This window comes from Botryobacter ruber (assembly GCF_003347595.2).
GTDB lineage: Bacteria > Bacteroidota > Bacteroidia > Cytophagales > Hymenobacteraceae > Pontibacter > Pontibacter ruber_A.
Map to the genome: position 1 here is coordinate 122,046 of NZ_QCZK02000010.1, position 17,715 is coordinate 139,760.

9 protein-coding genes are annotated in these 17,715 nt (G+C 53.8%); 4 read left to right on the top strand and 5 right to left on the bottom strand.

The features are described 5' to 3' along the window. Positions 1-199 precede the first annotated feature (199 nt). From DCW36_RS01910 to DCW36_RS01925, 4 genes are all read left to right on the top strand, one after another. Positions 200-3,508, top strand: coding sequence for a rhamnogalacturonan lyase family protein (locus DCW36_RS01910; protein WP_114781810.1), 3,309 nt, complete (start codon positions 200-202; stop codon positions 3,506-3,508). A gap of 274 nt (positions 3,509-3,782) precedes the next feature. Then, a complete protein-coding gene (locus tag DCW36_RS01915) occupies positions 3,783-6,761 on the top strand; it encodes a glycoside hydrolase family 2 protein (RefSeq protein WP_114781811.1) in 2,979 nt (992 codons plus the stop codon). Positions 6,762-7,073: 312 nt separating this feature from the next. Then, positions 7,074-10,064, top strand: coding sequence for a glycoside hydrolase family 2 protein (locus DCW36_RS01920; RefSeq protein WP_114781812.1), 2,991 nt, complete (start codon positions 7,074-7,076; stop codon positions 10,062-10,064). A 91-nt stretch (positions 10,065-10,155) separates the two neighbouring features. Further along, on the top strand, positions 10,156-10,539 hold the full coding sequence (locus DCW36_RS01925; RefSeq protein ID WP_114781813.1) for a VOC family protein: 384 nt from the start codon (positions 10,156-10,158) through the stop codon (positions 10,537-10,539). A gap of 6 nt (positions 10,540-10,545) precedes the next feature. Here the strand turns inward: DCW36_RS01925 and DCW36_RS01930 are convergent, their stop codons facing one another. The 5 genes from DCW36_RS01930 to DCW36_RS01950 all read right to left on the bottom strand — a co-directional run bounded on the left by DCW36_RS01930 (position 10,546) and on the right by DCW36_RS01950 (position 17,676). Then, a complete protein-coding gene (locus tag DCW36_RS01930; protein WP_114781814.1) occupies positions 10,546-10,956 on the bottom strand; it encodes a hypothetical protein in 411 nt (136 codons plus the stop codon). Between the two features lie 120 nt (positions 10,957-11,076). Beyond that, on the bottom strand, positions 11,077-12,294 hold the full coding sequence (locus DCW36_RS01935; protein ID WP_164891003.1) for a DUF4861 domain-containing protein: 1,218 nt from the start codon (positions 12,292-12,294) through the stop codon (positions 11,077-11,079). Positions 12,295-12,584: 290 nt separating this feature from the next. Next, positions 12,585-14,027 (bottom strand): glycoside hydrolase family 88 protein, encoded by a 1,443-nt coding sequence (locus DCW36_RS01940; RefSeq protein ID WP_114781816.1) that lies wholly within the window; start codon positions 14,025-14,027, stop codon positions 12,585-12,587. Positions 14,028-14,058: 31 nt separating this feature from the next. Next, complete coding sequence (locus DCW36_RS01945) at positions 14,059-16,404, bottom strand: S9 family peptidase (RefSeq protein WP_240676008.1); 2,346 nt, start codon at positions 16,402-16,404, stop codon at positions 14,059-14,061. 33 nt (positions 16,405-16,437) lie between these two features. Next, positions 16,438-17,676: a DUF2264 domain-containing protein gene (locus tag DCW36_RS01950; RefSeq protein WP_114781818.1), complete on the bottom strand. Its 1,239-nt coding sequence runs from the start codon at positions 17,674-17,676 to the stop codon at positions 16,438-16,440. Between the last annotated feature and the right edge of the window lie 39 nt (positions 17,677-17,715).

Consider the following 17,715-nt stretch of genomic DNA (forward strand, 5'->3'; position numbering starts at 1 on the left):
CACCATAGCCACAGTTCCTGCTGAACAGGATTTTTCCCTGCCTTTTTAAATTTATTCGCTCTGGTACAGGTATACAGGTTTTCGGAACGGAATTACTAAAGCCGCATCGTGCTTGCTGCTTACTTTTGCCGGCAACAACAACTCTTTGTTAACCCCGACAGCTCTTTACCGAATCGTTTACAAACTTAAACCACCTCCTATGATAAAGATATACATCCAACGGCAGGAGCCAAACCGGTTCGTTCTCATGTTTTTCATTTTACTGACAGCCTTCCTGTTCGGTGCTGCAGCTGCAAACGCCCAAACCTGGACCGCCATCGGCAACGAGAACAAACTGGCCACAGCCACATCTGATTACACTTCTGTGGCGGCAGTAGATGTCACGACAGAAGATGATTTTTATCCCGCAGTACCCTATGTGGCTTTTACCGAAAGTGGCATCGCAAAAGTAAAACGCTACTTTAAAGGCGAATGGGAAAGCGTGGGAGGCAATGTGTCGGATGGGAATGCCAGCTATACCTATAGCTTCGCTGATGCCGTTGGTGGTGTTTATATCAACTATGTGGATGAGTCTGCAGAAGGTGCCAACCGGCTGGCAGTAAAGAAACTGAATGCCACCACCAACACTTGGGAACCTGTAGGCGGAGACGCAGCAAATCTTTACCTGTCAAACGGGAACATCAAACAGAACAACGGCAGCCAGTTAAACAGCTCCCACAACAGCTGGATGGATTTCGACTCGAACAATGTGCCTTATGTTATCTACTCCGAGTTCGGCACCAGCGGCGGCAATCCTTTTGTAAAGCGTTTTAACGGCACCGCCTGGGAAGTGGTAGGCACAGGCGCCATCTCGACAGACAAAGCGCCGGGCGTGGGCATTGTGCTTGATAAAACGAACAACATCCCCTACATCGTGTACCTGGGCGGCACCGGCACCACTGCTCCTCTTAAAGTATATTCCTTTACCGAAGGAAGCTGGCAGCCTTTTGCCATACCTACTACCACGGTAACCTCTTCCGGTGGCAATCCTTACCAAACCATAAACGGTGCCACGTCAGGGGCCGTTTCGGCCTCCCGTCACAGTGCCATCACCCTCGATAAGGACAACAACATTTACATTGCTCACTTTAATGCGGGCAACAGCAACAGGGCTACCGTTATCAAGTACGACCGGGCAGCAGCACGCTGGTTGCTCTCCGGCACCTTCGGGTCCTCCTCCACCTATATCAGCATGGCCCGCAACCACGACGATGCCATTTATGTCTCGTACATCTCGGGCGGTAATACAGCCCATGTGCATCAGCAGAAGCTGGGCGATTCGCAATGGAATGAGCTCTTAGCTGTAACAGGAGCAGGTAGTATAGATTCAGGTACCAGTGCCGTGGCCTTTGCTGTCGGCTCCAACAATAGCGAATACGTTACCTATACCAAAGTAAACAGCAGTGGTGTAAGAACACCCGTCGTGCAGGTGTTTACGCCTCAAGTAGAAGAAGACGACGAAACCCCAACCGGACCAGACGAAGTGGTGACCACTCCCCGCAAAATGGAAGATCTGGGCCGTGGCGTAGTGGCCATCAACCAGGGCGGCGGCAATGTATTTGTTTCCTGGCGTATGCTGGGCACCGATCCGGCCACCATCGCCTTTAACCTGTACAGAAAGACAGGCGATGCAGAACCGGTAATGATTTACACTTCCGGCACCAACACCAACTACTCCGACACCGGCGTGAACACGGCGCAGGCCAACAGCTATTTTGTAAAGCCTGTTATCGGCGGCGTTGAACAGGCAGCGAGCGAAGCCTTTGTGCTGCGTGCCAATGCCCCCGTAGAGCCTTTCCTGAGCCTGCCCCTGCAGCAAATCGGGGATTATTATGTGCACATGGCCTGGGTAGGCGACCTGACCGGCGACAAGGAGTATGATTTTATAGTGAACCGTATTCCCAACGCGGCAGAAAATACCACAAAAGTAGAAGCTTATAAACGCGACGGCACTTTTCTGTGGCGCCTGGACCTGGGCCACAACAGCCTTAACCGCAACGGTATTGCCGGCGGCCCTACCGCTATCAGCAACGGCCAGTGGGACGGCCTCACGGTATACGACCTCGACAGCGACGGCAAAGCAGAAGTAGCCATCAAAACAGCCAACGGCGTTACCTTCGGCGACGGCACCCGGTTTACGCATACCAACGATGCCGACCAGTTTATTTCTGTCCTGAACGGCGAAACAGGCGCCGAACGTGCCCGCATCCTGATGCCGCAGGATTACCTGAGCGTAGGTCCGCTGCAGTGCCTGTTCAACATCGCTTACCTGGACGGGGTGCACCCGAGCGTGGTGGTGGTGGCGAAAAACAGGAATGCCAACGGCTCCTTTAACATGGTCATTTCGGCCTACGACTTCCGGAACAACACCTTAACCGAGCGCTGGAAGTGGCTGCGCGGCAACAGGCCCAACACGGCTGACTTTCACCAGATCCGTATTGCGGATGTGGATGGCGACGGCAAAGACGAGATAAGCCCCGGCGGCTTCGTGCTGAACGACAACGGCCAGATGCTCTACGGCCTGCAGGGAGTTATCCACGGCGACCGCTTCCACATCACCGACATGGACCCCGACCGTCCGGGCCTGGAAGGCTATGGCATTCAGCAGAACAACAACTCCGCCCTGGCCTGGTATTATTACGACGCCAAAACCGGTGAAATTCTGCGCACCCAGTACACGGCCAGCCCGGCAGACTTGGCCAGAGGAGTGGCCGCCGACGTAGACCCGCGCGTAAAAGGCTATGAATTCTGGACCTTTACCGATGGTATTTATACAGCAGCAAGTACAACCCGGGTAAGCAACACGCATCCGTGGCCCAACTTTAAAATCTGGTGGGACGACGACTTGCTGGGCGAACTGCTGAACGAAACCAAGATAGAGAAGTGGAACTACACCACCGGCACCACCTCCCGCTTGCTTACTGCCTATCAGTATGGCGCCACCGAGACCTGGCGGGCAGCACCTGTTTTACTCGGCGACATTCTCGGCGACTGGCGCGAAGAAGTGGTATTTGAGAAAAGCGACCATTCCATGCTGCAGATTTTCACCACCACCACCCCGACCACGCACCGCCTGTACACCCTCATGCACAACCCTTTGTACCGCCTTTGCCTTACCTCCAAGGGCTACCTGCAGTCCGCCCACGTTGATTATTACCTCGGCGATGGCATGGCGCAGCCACCGATGCCGAATATCCAACTGGTGCCTGCCGGTGGCGTAACGAGCCTTCAAAAAGATAGCAATACTGCCAAGCAGGTGCTCGTATACCCGAACCCTTCTGAAGCCACCTATACCATTGGCGTACCAGGTAGCTTTACCTACACCGTGTACGACCAGTTGGGAAGGAACCTGCAGCAGGGAGAAGGGCAGCACGGGGCCACCTTCGGCCAGGACTTAAAACCAGGTGTGTACTTCGTTCATGTGGAAACCAGCACAGGCCGCAGCGTACAGCGCCTGCTGAAGAAATAGCCATACTGCACCTGCCACCACAGCCTCTGCAGCGAGGTGCAGTGGCTGTGGTGGCAGGTGCAGTTAAATAAAAAATGTCTAAAATACCGCCAGTTTGAGCGCAGCGGTAACTGGTGGTTAATTTTGATGCCAGTTTGTAACTGGCATATTGAAAAATTTGTGGTATGTAAGCCAGTTACAAACTGGCGTCAAAATTAACCACAAGTTGCGCTATCGCTAAACTTGCGGTAGGATTAATTATTTTCCAAAATACCAATACGACAAAAATTGCCGAATGAAAAATTTACGCTTCCTCTTCTTCCTTACTTTTATTTTCCTGTGCAGCAACAGCCTGCTGGCAAAGGACGGACCACGTACGAAATACAACTTCAACCCAGGCTGGAAACTCTTTGTGGGAGATGCACAAGGAGCAGAAGCATCAAATTTCAACGACGCCTCCTGGGAAGCCGTTACGCTGCCGCATGCCTGGAACGAAGACCATGCCTTTAAGGTGTCTATTAACAAATTGCCTACCGGTATCGCCTGGTACCGCAAGCATTTTAAGTTGCCGGCTGCCGATAAAGGCAAGAAAGTGTACCTCGAGTTTGAAGGCGTGCGCCAGGCAGCGGAGGTGTACCTGAACGGGAAACACCTGGGCACCCACGAAAACGGTGCCATGGCCTTCGGCTTCGATGTAACCGACCTCATCAAACCCGGAGCCGATAATGTAGTGGCGGTGCGCATCGATAACAACTGGCGCTATGTAGAAAAAGCCACCGGCACCGGCTACCAATGGAACCACACCAGCTTCAACGTGAACTATGGCGGCATCCCCAAAAACGTGTGGCTGCACGTAACCGACAAGCTGCACCAGACGCTGCCCCTGTACTCCTTTTTGAAAAACACCGGCGTGTACATCTATGCCAAAGACATCAACATCCCTGCGAAAACAGCTACTGTCGTTGCCGAATCGGAGGTAAAAAACGACCATTCTTCCGCTAAAACCTTCCAGTACGAAGTGGAGGTGAAAAACCTGGACGGGAAAACGGTAAAGGTATTCGATGGCGGAAACACCACTATTAAGCCAGGAGAAACAAAAACCGTTAGCGCCAGCGCTTCCCTTAGCAACCTGAACTTCTGGAGCTGGGGCTACGGCTACCTGTACTCCGTGAACACCAGGCTGAAAGTGAATGGCAAACCCGTGGACGAAGTAGAAACCAAAACCGGTTTCCGTAAAGCGGAATTCAAAAACGGCATGGTGTACCTCAACGACCGGGTGCTCGTGATGAAAGGCTACGCCCAGCGTACGACGAACGAATGGCCGGGCCTGGGCATGTCGGTGCCGCCCTGGATGAGCGACTACAGCAACAAACTGATGGTGGAAAGCAATGCCAACCTCGTGCGCTGGATGCACATCACCCCCTGGAAGCAGGACGTGGAAAGCTGCGACCGCGTCGGCCTGATTCAGGCCATGCCCGCCGGCGACTCCGAGAAAGATGTGCGGGGCAGGCAATGGGAACACCGCACCGAACTGATGCGCGACGCGATCATCTACAACCGCAACAGCCCGAGCATCCTGTTCTACGAGTCCGGTAACGAGTCCATCAGCGAAGAGCACATGGCCGAAATGAAAGCCATCCGCGACAAGTACGACCCGCACGGTGGCCGCGCCATCGGCTCCCGCGAAATGCTCGACAGCAAGGTGGCCGAGTACGGCGGCGAAATGCTTTACACAAACAAAAGCGCCAACATCCCCATGTGGGCCACCGAATATTCCCGCGACGAGGGCCTGCGCAAATACTGGGACGAGTTCTCGCCGCCCTACCACAAGGATGGCGACGGCCCGCTCTACCGCAACGCACCTGCCCGTGAATACAACCGCAACCAGGATTCGCACGCTGTGGAAAATGTGGTGCGCTGGTTCGAGTTCTGGCGCGAACGCCCGGGGACAGGAGAGCGTGTAAGCGCAGGCGGCGTGAACATTGTCTTCTCCGACACCAACACCCACCACCGCGGCGAATCGAACTACCGCACCAGCGGCGAAGTAGACCCGATGCGCATCCCCAAAGATGGCTTCTTTGCCCACCAGGTGATGTGGGACGGCTGGGTAGACGTAGAAGACCACAGCACGCACATCATCGGCCACTGGAACTACAAGCCCGGCGTTAAAAAGAACGTGTATGTCGTGGCAAGCGGCGAGCAGGCGGAGTTGTTTGTAAATGGCGTCTCCAAAGGCTTTGGTGAGCGGAGCAATGGTTTTCTGTTCACCTTCAAAAACGTGGAGTGGCAGCCGGGCACCATCAAAGCGGTTTCGTATGATGCGCAGAAAAAGAAGCTATCCGAAAAAGAGCTGAAGATCGCCGGTGAGCCGGTAGCCCTGCGCTTAACAGCCCTACGCAATCCGGAAGGCTTTAAAGCAGACGGTGCTGATGCCGCTATAGCAGAAGTAGAAGTAGTAGACGCCAACGGCAACCGCTGCCCGACTGCCCTGAACATGATTGACTTTTCGCTGAATGGCCCTGCCGAATGGCGCGGCGGCATCGCCCAGGGACCGGACAACTACATCCTGGCCAAAAGCCTCCCCGTTGAAGGTGGCGTGAACCGCGTGATTATCCGCTCCACCACCACCCCCGGCGCCATCACGCTAACAGCTAAATCGGAAGGGCTGAAGCCAGCCACGCTGACCTTTAAAACCGAGCCGGTAAAAGTGCAGGAAGGCCTGGCAACCTTCATTCCAGGCGAAGACCTGAAGCCAAACCTGGAGCGTGGTCCTACACCTGCCGGTCCGTCGTTTGTTCCAACGAGGCAGTCAATCAAAATCGTGAATGCCACAGCAGGCGCCAACAACAACCGCGTGAAAAACACCTACGACGACAACGAACTGTCCGATTGGGTAAACGATGGCCAGGTATCCACGGCCTGGGTGAAATATGAGCTGGAAAAGGAAGCGCCGGTAAGCGAAATCACTTTAAAAGTAAATAACTTCCGCAGCCGCACCTACCCCATCCGGATTCTGGTGGACGATAAAGAAGTTTTCAGGGGAAGCACTGAAAAAACGCTTGGTTACTACACCATCCCGTTCACCCCCACCAAAGGCAAAACCCTGACAGTGCAGCTGACCCAGGAAAACTCCGGCAAAGACGACTCCAACATCGGCGAAGAAATGAACGGCAGAAAGCTTGACGACGGTGTTGCCCGCGACGATAAAAACGCAAAAGGCACCCTGAGCATCATCGAAATGGAAATTTACCAGAAGGCCCAAAAGCCGCTGTAAAGCTAAAAGCATCTGTCATTGGTACCTACGGGGAATGATTGGTAAACTTGTTTGTTCCTGTTCCGGCTGTTGCCTAAAGGTACCTTTGGCAGTGTTTTTACAATTCATACCGCCAGTTTGAGCGCAGCGGTAACTGGTGGTTAACAATAGTGCCAGTTTGTAACTGGCGTTCCTTTACAATACATACGGCAGTTACAAACTGCCCTCATGAACAACCACAAGTTGCGCTGTCGCTAAACTTGCGGTATAATAAACAAACCCACAAGATCCCCTTGGGATGACATAAATAACATAAAATCATAATAGCTTACCATGAAATTGCGAGTACTATTTTCGTTTTTCCTGCTGTTGGTGTTACTGGATGCAGCAGCACAACGGGCAACCTACAACTTCAACAGCGGCTGGCAGGTGCATGTCGGCGACACAAAAGGGGCCGAAGCGCCTGGCTTCAACGATGCCTCCTGGAAAAAAGTTACGCTGCCCTGGGCCTGGAACGAAGACGATGCTTTCAGGGAAGATATTGTCGACCACAGCACCGGCATTGCCTGGTACCGCAAACGCTTTAAACTGCCCGCTGCTGCCCGTGGCCAGAAGGTATTTCTGGAGTTTGAAGGCATCCGCCAGGCAGGCGACTTTTACCTGAACGGCAAGCACATCGGCCTGCACGAAAACGGCATCACCGCCTTCGGCTTCGATGTAACGGACCTGGTGAATTTTAACGGGGAAAACGTGCTGGCCGCCCGCATCGACAACGACTGGGACTACAAAGAGAAAGCCACCGGCACCAAGTACCAGTGGGAAGACCGCAACTTCAACGCCAACTACGGCGGCATCCAGAAAAACGTGTACCTGCACCTCACCGACAAACTTTACCAGACCCTGCCCCTCTACTCCAACTTGGGCACCACCGGCGTGTACGTGTACGCCAGCGACTTCGACATTCCCGGCAAAGCAGCCACCATAACGGCAGCCTCAGAAGTAAAGAACGAGCACAACAGGGCCCGGAAAGTGCAGTACGAAGTAGTGGTGGAAGATATGCAGGGCAAGAAAGTGAAGTCTTTTGCAGGAGCCACTACAACCCTTGCCCCCGGCGAAACAAAAACGATAACAGCCAGCGCCAGGGTAAACAACCTGAACTTCTGGAGCTGGGGCTACGGCTACCTCTACAACGTCTACACCACGCTCAAAGTAAACGGCAAGCCCGTAGACCAGGTAAAAACCCGTACCGGCTTCCGTAAAACCGAGTTTAAAAACGGCATGATTTACCTCAACGACCGCGTACTCATGGTGCATGGCTACGCCCAGCGTACGAGCAACGAGTGGCCTGCCGTAGGAATGTCGGTGCCGGCCTGGCTCAGCGACTACAGCAATGGACTGATGGTGAAAAGCAACGGCAACCTGGTGCGCTGGATGCACATCACCCCCTGGAAGCAGGATGTGGAAAGCTGCGACCGCGTGGGCCTGTTGCAGGCCATGCCCGCCGGTGATGCCGAAAAAGATGTGGAAGGCGTACGCTGGGACCAGCGCACGGCCGTGATGCGCGATGCCATCATATACAACCGCAACAACCCCAGCATCATCTTTTACGAGTCAGGCAATGAGTCCATCAGCGAGGCGCACATGGCCGAGATGAAAACCATCCGCGACAAGTACGACCCGCATGGTGGCCGCGCCGCCGGCTCCCGCGAAATGCTCGACAGCAAAATAGCCGAATACGGTGGCGAAATGCTCTACATCAACAAAAGCGCCGACATCCCGATGTGGGCCATGGAATACTCCCGCGACGAGGGCCTGCGCAAGTACTGGGACGAGTTCTCGCCTCCTTACCACAAAGACGGCGACGGGCCACAGGAATACTGGTCAGCCAGTGCCAATGCCATGGTAAAGCGGTCTGATTATGGCGTCTACAACCGTAACCAGGATTCGCATGCCAAAGAGAATGTTATCCGTTGGTTCGACTACTGGAAAGAACGCCCGGGAACAGGCAAGCGTGTCAGTTCCGGGGGCGTGAACATCGTCTTCTCCGACACCAACACCCACTACCGCGGCGCCGAGAACTACCGCCGTAGCGGCGAAGTGGACCCGATGCGCATCCCCAAGGACGGCTTCTTTGCCCACCAGGTGATGTGGGATGGCTGGGTGGATGTGGAAAATCCGCGCACGCACATCATGGGGCACTGGAACTACGAGCCTGGTGTAAAAAAACCAATTTACGTCGTATCGTCTGCCGATAAAGTGGAGCTGAAAGTAAATAGCAAGTCCCTGGGCTACGGCACCCAAAGCCACCGCTTCCTCTTCACCTTCGATAACGTGGCGTTTCAGCCAGGCACCCTCAGCGCCATCGGCTACGACACGGCGGGTAAAGAAATCAGTGCTGCTCAAAAAACTACGGCTGGCAAACCGGCTGCCCTGCGCCTGACCGTGATGCAGCATCCGGAAGGCCTGAAAGCCGACGGCCACGACCTGGCACTGGTAGAAGTGGAAGTAGTAGATGCCAAAGGCAACCGCTGCCCCACCGCTCTGAACATGGTGAACTTCACACTCGAAGGACCGGCTGAATGGCGTGGCGGCATTGCCCAGGGACCGGACAACTACATCCTCGCCAAAAGCCTGCCGGTAGAAGGCGGTGTGAACCGGGTGCTGGTGCGGTCAACGACCAAAGCCGGGAAAATCAGCATCAAAGCAGCAGCAGCGGGTTTGGAGGCAGCTGCAGTAGAACTTTCCTCCAGTCCGGTAAAGGTTACCGATGGCCTGGCGACGGTGCTGCCGGGCGAGAACCTGCCTTCGTACCTGGAGCGCGGTCCTACCCCGCTGACGCCTTCGTACAAGCTGACACGCACACCGGTAGCCATTGTAAAAGCAAGAGCAGGAGCTAACCAGGAGAAAGCAGTGCATTCCTTCGACGACAACGAGCTCACCGACTGGTACAACGACGGCAAGTTATCTACCGCCTGGATAGAGTACGAGCTGGAGCGGGAGGCAATGGTAAGCGAGGTAACGTTAAAGCTCAACAACTTCCGCACCCGTATTTACCCGCTTGTAATTACCGTGGACGGCAAGGAAGTCTTTAACGGCACCACCGACAGAAGCCTGGGCTACTGGACGGCCACCTTTACACCACAGCAGGGCAGAAAAGTACGCATCCGGCTGGCCGGCTCCGCAACCGCTGAAGAGAACCTGCAGGTAGAGGTGTCGGGCAAAAAACTCGACGACGGCGTAGCCCGCGACGACAGCAAGGCAAAAGGGACATTAAGCATTATTGAGGCGGAGGTGTATGAGCCGGTAACTGAACGGAAGCAGTAAGCAGGTGCGCAGGCGTAAGGGACTACGGTAAAAAATGACTACTTTGCAGCTGTCACCATACCCACTGCTCCTAAAAAACAATAAAACACCTATGCTTACATTCAACCACATCGCCTTACACGTGCATGACCTGCAGCAAAGCACAGCTTTTTACGAGCAGGTGATGCAGCTACAAAAAATCCCGGACCCGTTTAACGACGACCGGCATGCCTGGTACAGCTTAGGCGCTCCGTTGCAGCTGCACCTGATTCAGGGCGCTCCGAAAGAAATCCGGCAGGATATTAAAAGGCATCTTTGCTTCAGCGCAGACTCCCTCGATGAGTTTATGAAAAGCTTAAGCCGCCACAACATCCGGTACTACAACAAGGTTGGCGTGCCTGACATAGAAACCATACGGCCCGATGGCATCCGGCAGCTGTACATCCAGGACCCGGATGGCTACTGGCTCGAAATTAACGACGAAATCCCGGGGTAACGAGGGCTAGGCTTTCTGAGGAGCTGCAGGTAAAGCCAGCCGGAAACAGAAAACCGACAGCAGCAGCGTGAGGGGCGTAAACAGCAGCTTCTCCAGCTCGTTGTTCGAAAGAAGGTTGCCAACGGTATTCAGCAGGAACAGTACAGCCATTGTCCATAAAGCAACTTTCACCACCGTTGGGTGTACCTTTACACGAATAACGCCGGCTTTAACCGCGACAACTGCAAACATGACTAGGTTTAATGCGATTGAAAATACTTCTAATGTCATCATTTCTGTAGCGCTTCCAATTCGTCCGCCCCACACCATGTCGGGTGGAATGATGCTGAAAATAACCAATAGATGAAACAGCACCACCAATGCTGTAATACCCAGAAAGCCGTTTGCTGCTACTCGCTCTGTTAAGATGTTTCTCATTGTTTTTATGCTGTAAAGTTAATTTTGGAAGGTGCTCGTACCTAAGAACTGGCCTTTTCTGCGTTCCACAAACAAAATGTAAATATACTCCTATTACGGCATCCTGAACCTGATTTTACTCTAAAATTCAACTTCCAATGGCGATGCTATCCGTGCTGCAAAGTCAGCCAGGTAAGCATCCCATTCTTCCGGTGATGTGAACTGCCCGCTCCGCTTCCACCCGAAGCCGGTATAGTAAATCACTTTGTTGTTGGTGGGATTTACATGCACAAACAAGTGGCTCCGGTCCGGGGCATTTACCCGGTAATCTGTGTAGCCCTTCACTACTGCCGGGTCTGCTACAATGCCAGTACCCAGTTCTGAATTGTCCATGGGCTCCCAATACCGGAACCAACCCTGCTCCTGGTTCGCCTTTACGGTTCCTTTTTTATCGTGCAGGGTGATGCCGATGGTCAGATCAGGCAACGGTTCAGCGCTTTGCAGGCGAACCTCATGCCGGCTCAGGTTACTGCCCAGGTCCAGGCTGATGCGCTTGGTTTCGGTAACGGTAACACCATCGGCCTGCCAGGGGGCATACGTTAGCTCAAAGACGGTGCGGATGGGACCTGTTGCAATTGTTTTGTAGCCTGTAAAGTTTTTAGACACATACAGCTTATCATGCTTCCAGATGCCAATGCCGCCCAGGCCGCGGCTCGGGCCAACGTGGTAGGGGTCGTAGCCTTCGCCTGTATCGTTGTGGTAAGAGCCTGTTTTATCTGTATACTTTTTGTACCACTTGTCTATAACAGGATATTCTACCCGCTTGAGCCAGGCATCCATGCCACTGGTGAGGGTACCGTCCGGCTTACCGGCTTCGGCCAGCTGCTGCGCTACCGGCCCATAGGTGCGAAAGGCGACCCGGTCGTTTTCCCAGGTGTAATCGTCGGTGCGTTCGGGTACGAAGCGCGAATAGGTAGTCAGCTTGGGTTTGGGTTGCAGTGCCGCGCCATTTTCCAGGCCCTCAATGGTAAACTTCTTTTTTTCGTTTGGGTTGATGTCGGTCTGGAACAGGATTTCGTCTGCCTTCCCGTCCATATCCACATCCAGCGGCTGCGTTACCAGCGCCTGTTTTGAAGCAGCCTCCCGGATGACCACGTTCCCGGCTCCGAATTTTTCTACCATTTTGCTTACCTGGCTCACCGGCACGCTCACGGTCTCGGCCTTCCGGGCCATGGCCAGTTTGTTTTCTACGGTAAAGGTTTTGGTGTAGAGCTGCTGCTGGCACGAGCTGCCCGCCACGGAGAAGAGGAGCAGCAGGCTTTTCAGGATGAATTTACTTTTGAAATTTTTAGCTGGCATGTTGATTTCTGCTGTAACGCACATAGAAAAGAAAAACTCTGTTAAACGAAATTAGTGAATTTACCAGGACACTCTATTAAAAGGTTTATGACAAAGTGTACAATTTTTATAGCTATCCAGGACATTTGTGTCCTGAACTTTAAGCTGGTGCGGACATGAATGTCCGCGTTCCAAATCAGAAGTAGGTACGGGGACAAGGATGTCCCCGACAGAAGGCTTCTGGACATAGATGTCCAGAAGAGCAAAAAATATTTCTATCTTCAGCTAGCAAACTGAACAGGATGTGCCTCTCAATTCAGCACGAGCTTTTTGGTATAGATGCCTTTGCCGGTGTGTAACTGAATAAGGTACAGCCCCTTCGGAAGATGCTCTAACGCCAGCGTTACCTCCCCCGCCAGTTCGCCTCTGCGATTTGCTACTGTCTTTCCCTGGGCGTCTTTCACTTCAATACATTGGCATCGCACACCTGACGGCACCAGCACGTTGGCTGTTGCAGTAGCAGGATTTGGATATATGGAAAACTGTTCTGCTACTGTATCAGGTTTGGTACCGGTTATATTTTCGGTGCTCTCCACATAGCGGTACATTTCGGAGGCAGCCAACAGAAAAGCCCCCACCCCGAAACGCTCCGTACTTTGGTAGCCAACTTCCATACCGGGAACTGCCTGCTCGCCTATGGGTTGCACGTATCCTATTTTTCCGTTTTCATGCAGCGCAATGGTAGTTAAATAATTCCAGGCTTTGGCTGCGACAGGAAGGTAAGTTTCTTTGTCCAGAATCCCGTTATTTATCCCCCACAGCAGGCCAAAGGTAAAAAAAGCCGTACCACTTGTTTCGTAGCCGGGTGCGTGTGCCGTATCGAGCATGCTTCTCGACCAGTATCCCTCCGACTGCTGTGAAGCAGCAATCGCCTGCGCCATCCCTTTAAACGATTGGACATACTCGCTCCGGTGCACATCGGTCCCAGGCAAATCCTGTAGCACCCTGGCAAAACCGGCGAATACCCAGCCATCGCCACGTGCCCAGAAATCTTTTTTCCCGTTGGAGGTCTTCCAGTTCGGAAATACATATTTGGCATCGCGGTAGTAGAGCTTCGCCTCCGCATCATACATAATCGAATTGGAATAGCTTAAATACTGATGCAGTTTGTCCAGGTAAAGCTGGTTTCCTGTTACCTTGTACAGCTTTGTCATCACGGGCATCACCATGTAAAGTCCGTCGGCCCACCACCAGTAATCCACGTGCGGCAGGCTCATCTGGTATTCCATCACCTCTCTGGCACGGGCTATCTTTTGAGGGTCCTTTACCGCATCCAGGTTATATAAATCAATGTACACCTGAAAGGCAATCTGCCAGTCACCAAACATCACCCAGTCGTTCGACTCGCTGTAGGAGGCATAGCGCCACCTGGTTTTGTCGGATTGGGTGGCGCCCATCCAGTTGTTCCGGTTTGCCCAGGCTTCAGAATAGTTTTTATACGCTTCAACACCCGTTATTTTGTAGGCTTCCAGGTTCCCTGTGTGGTAGGATGCATTGTGCCAGAAGGCATTTCCGTGGGTCGGGTTTGTGGACTGCCAGTAGTTGTTGACCTTTTTTATCAGGTCGCTCACCTCTGTTTTAGCGGCTGGAATGTACTGATTCGCCGGCTGGGCAGCCAGCGGGCTTATACCGGAACTGAGCAGAAACAGCAGAAATAAAAGAAATAAAAGAAAGGCACTGGCACTCGTCTTCATGGTATTTGTTTTAATCTGTTGTCGCTATCCCCTACTGCTGCTGTGTCGATACCTGCGGCTGGGTTTCCTTCTGTGGTATAATGGTCTGATGCCCCTCCCACTCCGGGGGCTCTACCCCCAACAGGTGCTTCACAAAGAAATCGCGGCGCTTGTGTTCGCCGTAGTCGCCGCCACCGGAGTGGCCCATGCCCGGCACCATCAGGAAGTCGAAGTTCTTGTTTGCTTTGATCAGGGCATTTACCAGTTGCAGCGTAGAGGCAGGATCCACGTTGTCGTCGAGTTCCCCGAGTATCAGCATCAGTTTTCCGGTGAGTTTATGGGCGTTGGTTACGTTGGACGATTCGGCATAATGCGGCCCCAGTTTTCCCATCCACTGCTCATTCCACCAGATTTTGTCCATGCGGTTGTCGTGGCAGCCTGCCGATGAAACCGCTACCTTGTAAAACTCCGGGTGAAACAACAGTGCCCCTGCTGCGCTCTGTCCGCCGGCGGAGGTACCGAAAATGCCCACACGCTCCGTATCCAGGGAAGGGTACCTGGCAGCCGCTGCTTTTATCCAGGCCATACGGTCGGGGAAGCCGGCGTCTTTCAGGTTCTGCCAGCACACATCATGGAAGGCTTTCGACCGGTTAGAAGTACCCATGCCATCCAGTTGCACCACCACAAAACCCAGCTCGGCCAGCTCATACATCCAGCGGAGCGTACCGAACGATTTGGGCACAAAGGAGTCGTGCGGACCGGCGTAGATGTACTCGATAATGGGGTACTTTTTAGCGGCATCGAAATTGGAAGGCCGAATGATGATGCCCCAAATGTCTGTTTTGTTATCACGGCCTTTTGCTGTAAATACTTCCGGTGCTTTCCAGCCGGTCTTCAGCAGTTCCGTTACATCGGCCTTTTCCAGTTCCAGCAGCACCTTGCCGTCGGCAGTGCTTCGGAGTACTATAATCTGCGGCGCATCCACACGGGAGTAGGAGTCTATAAAGTAAGTAAAGTCCGGAGAGAAAGAAGCTTTGTGGTTTCCATCTTCGGAAGTGAGGCGCGTTAAGCCTTTGCCATCGAAGTTGATGCGGTAGAGCTGCACCAGGTAGGGGTCCTGCCCTTTTTCGCGCCCGCTGGCTTCGAAGATGATGGTACGACTGGCTTCATCCACCTTTACCACGCTCCGTACCACCCACTCCCCTTTGGTTATCTGGTTTTTGACTTTACCGGTTTTGCCGTCGTAGCGGTAGAGGTGGTTCCAGCCGTCGCGCTCCGAGGCCCAGATAATTTCCTTGCCATCTTCCACATCGTAGCGATATTTTTTGCCGCTGTAGCTGAAGAAGGTTTTGGCCTGCTCGTCAACCAATGCTCTTGCCTGTCCGGTTACGGCATCTACCTCTACCACTCTATAAATTTGGTGGCCCCGTCCGTTGTACTCCACGGTAAAAGCACGGCTGTCTTTGCGCCACGAGGGGTTGGTCAGATGGTACTGGTCCGGCACAAGCGAAGCATCTACCTCCACCTGCTTTTTTGAGTCGATGAGAAAGAGCTGCGGCTTTTTCTGGGGCAGCGCGTCGCCTGGTTTCAGGTAAGGGCGCGAGTGCAGCTTGGGCTGCAGCTGGTCGACCGGCGAGGATTCTACAAAGTACATCAGGTGCTCCTTGTTGGCTCTTACCTTGTTAGTAGCCAGCTTCCTGGAATCGGGCGACCACTCCAGGTGCGAAGAATAAAACTCGCCTTCGGAACCATCGAAACTTAGCTGGTACTCCTCCTGTTTGTTGTTGGCTGCGTGGATGTACACGTTGAAGTTTTTGATGAAAGCCACCCACTGTCCGTCAGGCGAAGTGACCGGGCCATTGCTCAGTTCGTCGCGGTTGGCGCCCCAGTAACGGTTACCCCTGCCGTTGTCGCGGCTTTTTGGTTTTTCCTGGCAGTGGTAGGTGCCCAGGTCGCAGTGCCAGGTTTTCCCGTAGGCGTCGAACGCAATGGTTTTGCCGTCGTCTGCAAACGATAGGGTGTAAAAAGGCAGCTTGTAAGCCTCCACCTCTTTGCCCGCAGCCCGTGACAGACCTTGTGCAAGGGCTGCATGATCGAACGCAGGTGCTTTCTGCAGTTGCTGCGCGTCTACCAGCACAAATTCTTTTCCGCGGGGCGTGGTGTGGCTGTACCAGAACCTGGCTTCGTCTTTCAGCCAGTGGAAGGCAGCCGGTGCAAAATAAACCTTGTCGTTCAGACTGGCGCCGAAGGCCTGCGCACGGTCGTAATCTGCTTTAGTGCCCTGCGCCTGCAGGGTAGCAGCACCACAAAGGCACACCAGGAACAGGCACAGGCTTTTACAAAAGGCAACTGCACCTCCCTCCATGCTCTCTGCTGCTTTACGGGTGTTTGTAGTCATCTCCTCAAATTTGTTTGGTTGGCAGCACTCGATTTAATGCACGGCATGGTCGGCTGGCATATCCTGGCCGCTCCATACTTTCACGGCTGTCCAGGGTGCTGCCGGCTTTGCCCAGAAGTCGTCGGTTTCGGGCAGGCCCAGCGGCAGGAAAGCGGTGGCGCAGAGGTAGAGGCTGCCGGTGGTGATGTAGAACTCCGCCAGGTTGGGCTGGCTGCCGTACAGGCCGATGCTGAGCCAGCCGTCTTTGGTGTAGGTAGCCGGCGCTTCCAGCGTTTTCTTAAGCACTGCCGTTAAGGCTCCTCTTACCTGCTCCGGCTTCACGTTTTCGGGCAGCTGCCGGCGCAGGGCCATGTCTGCCAGGTGGTGGAAAGCGCCTCCCCTGTACACAATAGACCTGCCCAGTACCGGGAAGGAGCCGTCGGTATGAATCAGTCTTTCCTGGATGTCGGCATAGCGTTTGGTAATTTTGTCGAGCTGCGGCACGTACGATTTGTAGAGGTTATTCTTTTGGTTAACCACCTCAACAATGGTAACCAGGTAAGGCTGAATCACATAGCTGTTGTAGTAGTCGAGGGCGAAGTGCATGCCATCGGAATACAGACCATCGCCAACGTACCAGTGTTCCTTGAACTCGCGCACAGCATACTCTATGCGAACCGGGTCGTACTCCAGCCCATACTTGCAGAAGAAGGCTTCGATCATGCCACTAAACAATATCCAGTTGGTGTACACCGGGATGGTGGGGCGTGTGCTGCGCAAGGCTGTAACGACCTGCTCCTGTACGGCCGGCTCCAGGTGCTCCCACAACCAGGGACAACGCACCAGGCCCAGTGCAAAAAACGAGGCATCTACCAGCGGCTGCCCGCCCTGCCACTGCATATAATCTTTTGCCTGCGGGTTTACGGCATTGGCCACCGCCTTCAGCGCCCACTGCCGGTACTGGTTGCGTAGCGCTACTTCTTCTCTGGCGCCTCCTTCCAGGTTCAGCCAGGGGCCGATGCCGCTCATTACCCGCCCGAAAGCCTCCAGGTACGTTACCTTGGCACGACCTGCTTTGTTGTCAATCCTGTCGGATAGTACCACCGGCATGTTCTGCTTCAGCTTGTCTTCGGCCAGGTTAGAAAGCACCGGTCGGGCCACTTTATCGAGGTGGCTGAGCCACAGCTGCCGGTCGTTGGGGGCGGGAGTGGCTTTTTTCTTTTGGGCATGGGTGAGCCCGGAGCATCCGAGTACACAGGCGAGGGTGAGGAGTAGCGCTACAAGTCCTTTCATGAGTTATACTGACTGGTTAATTTGTTTTATCGCAGCCTG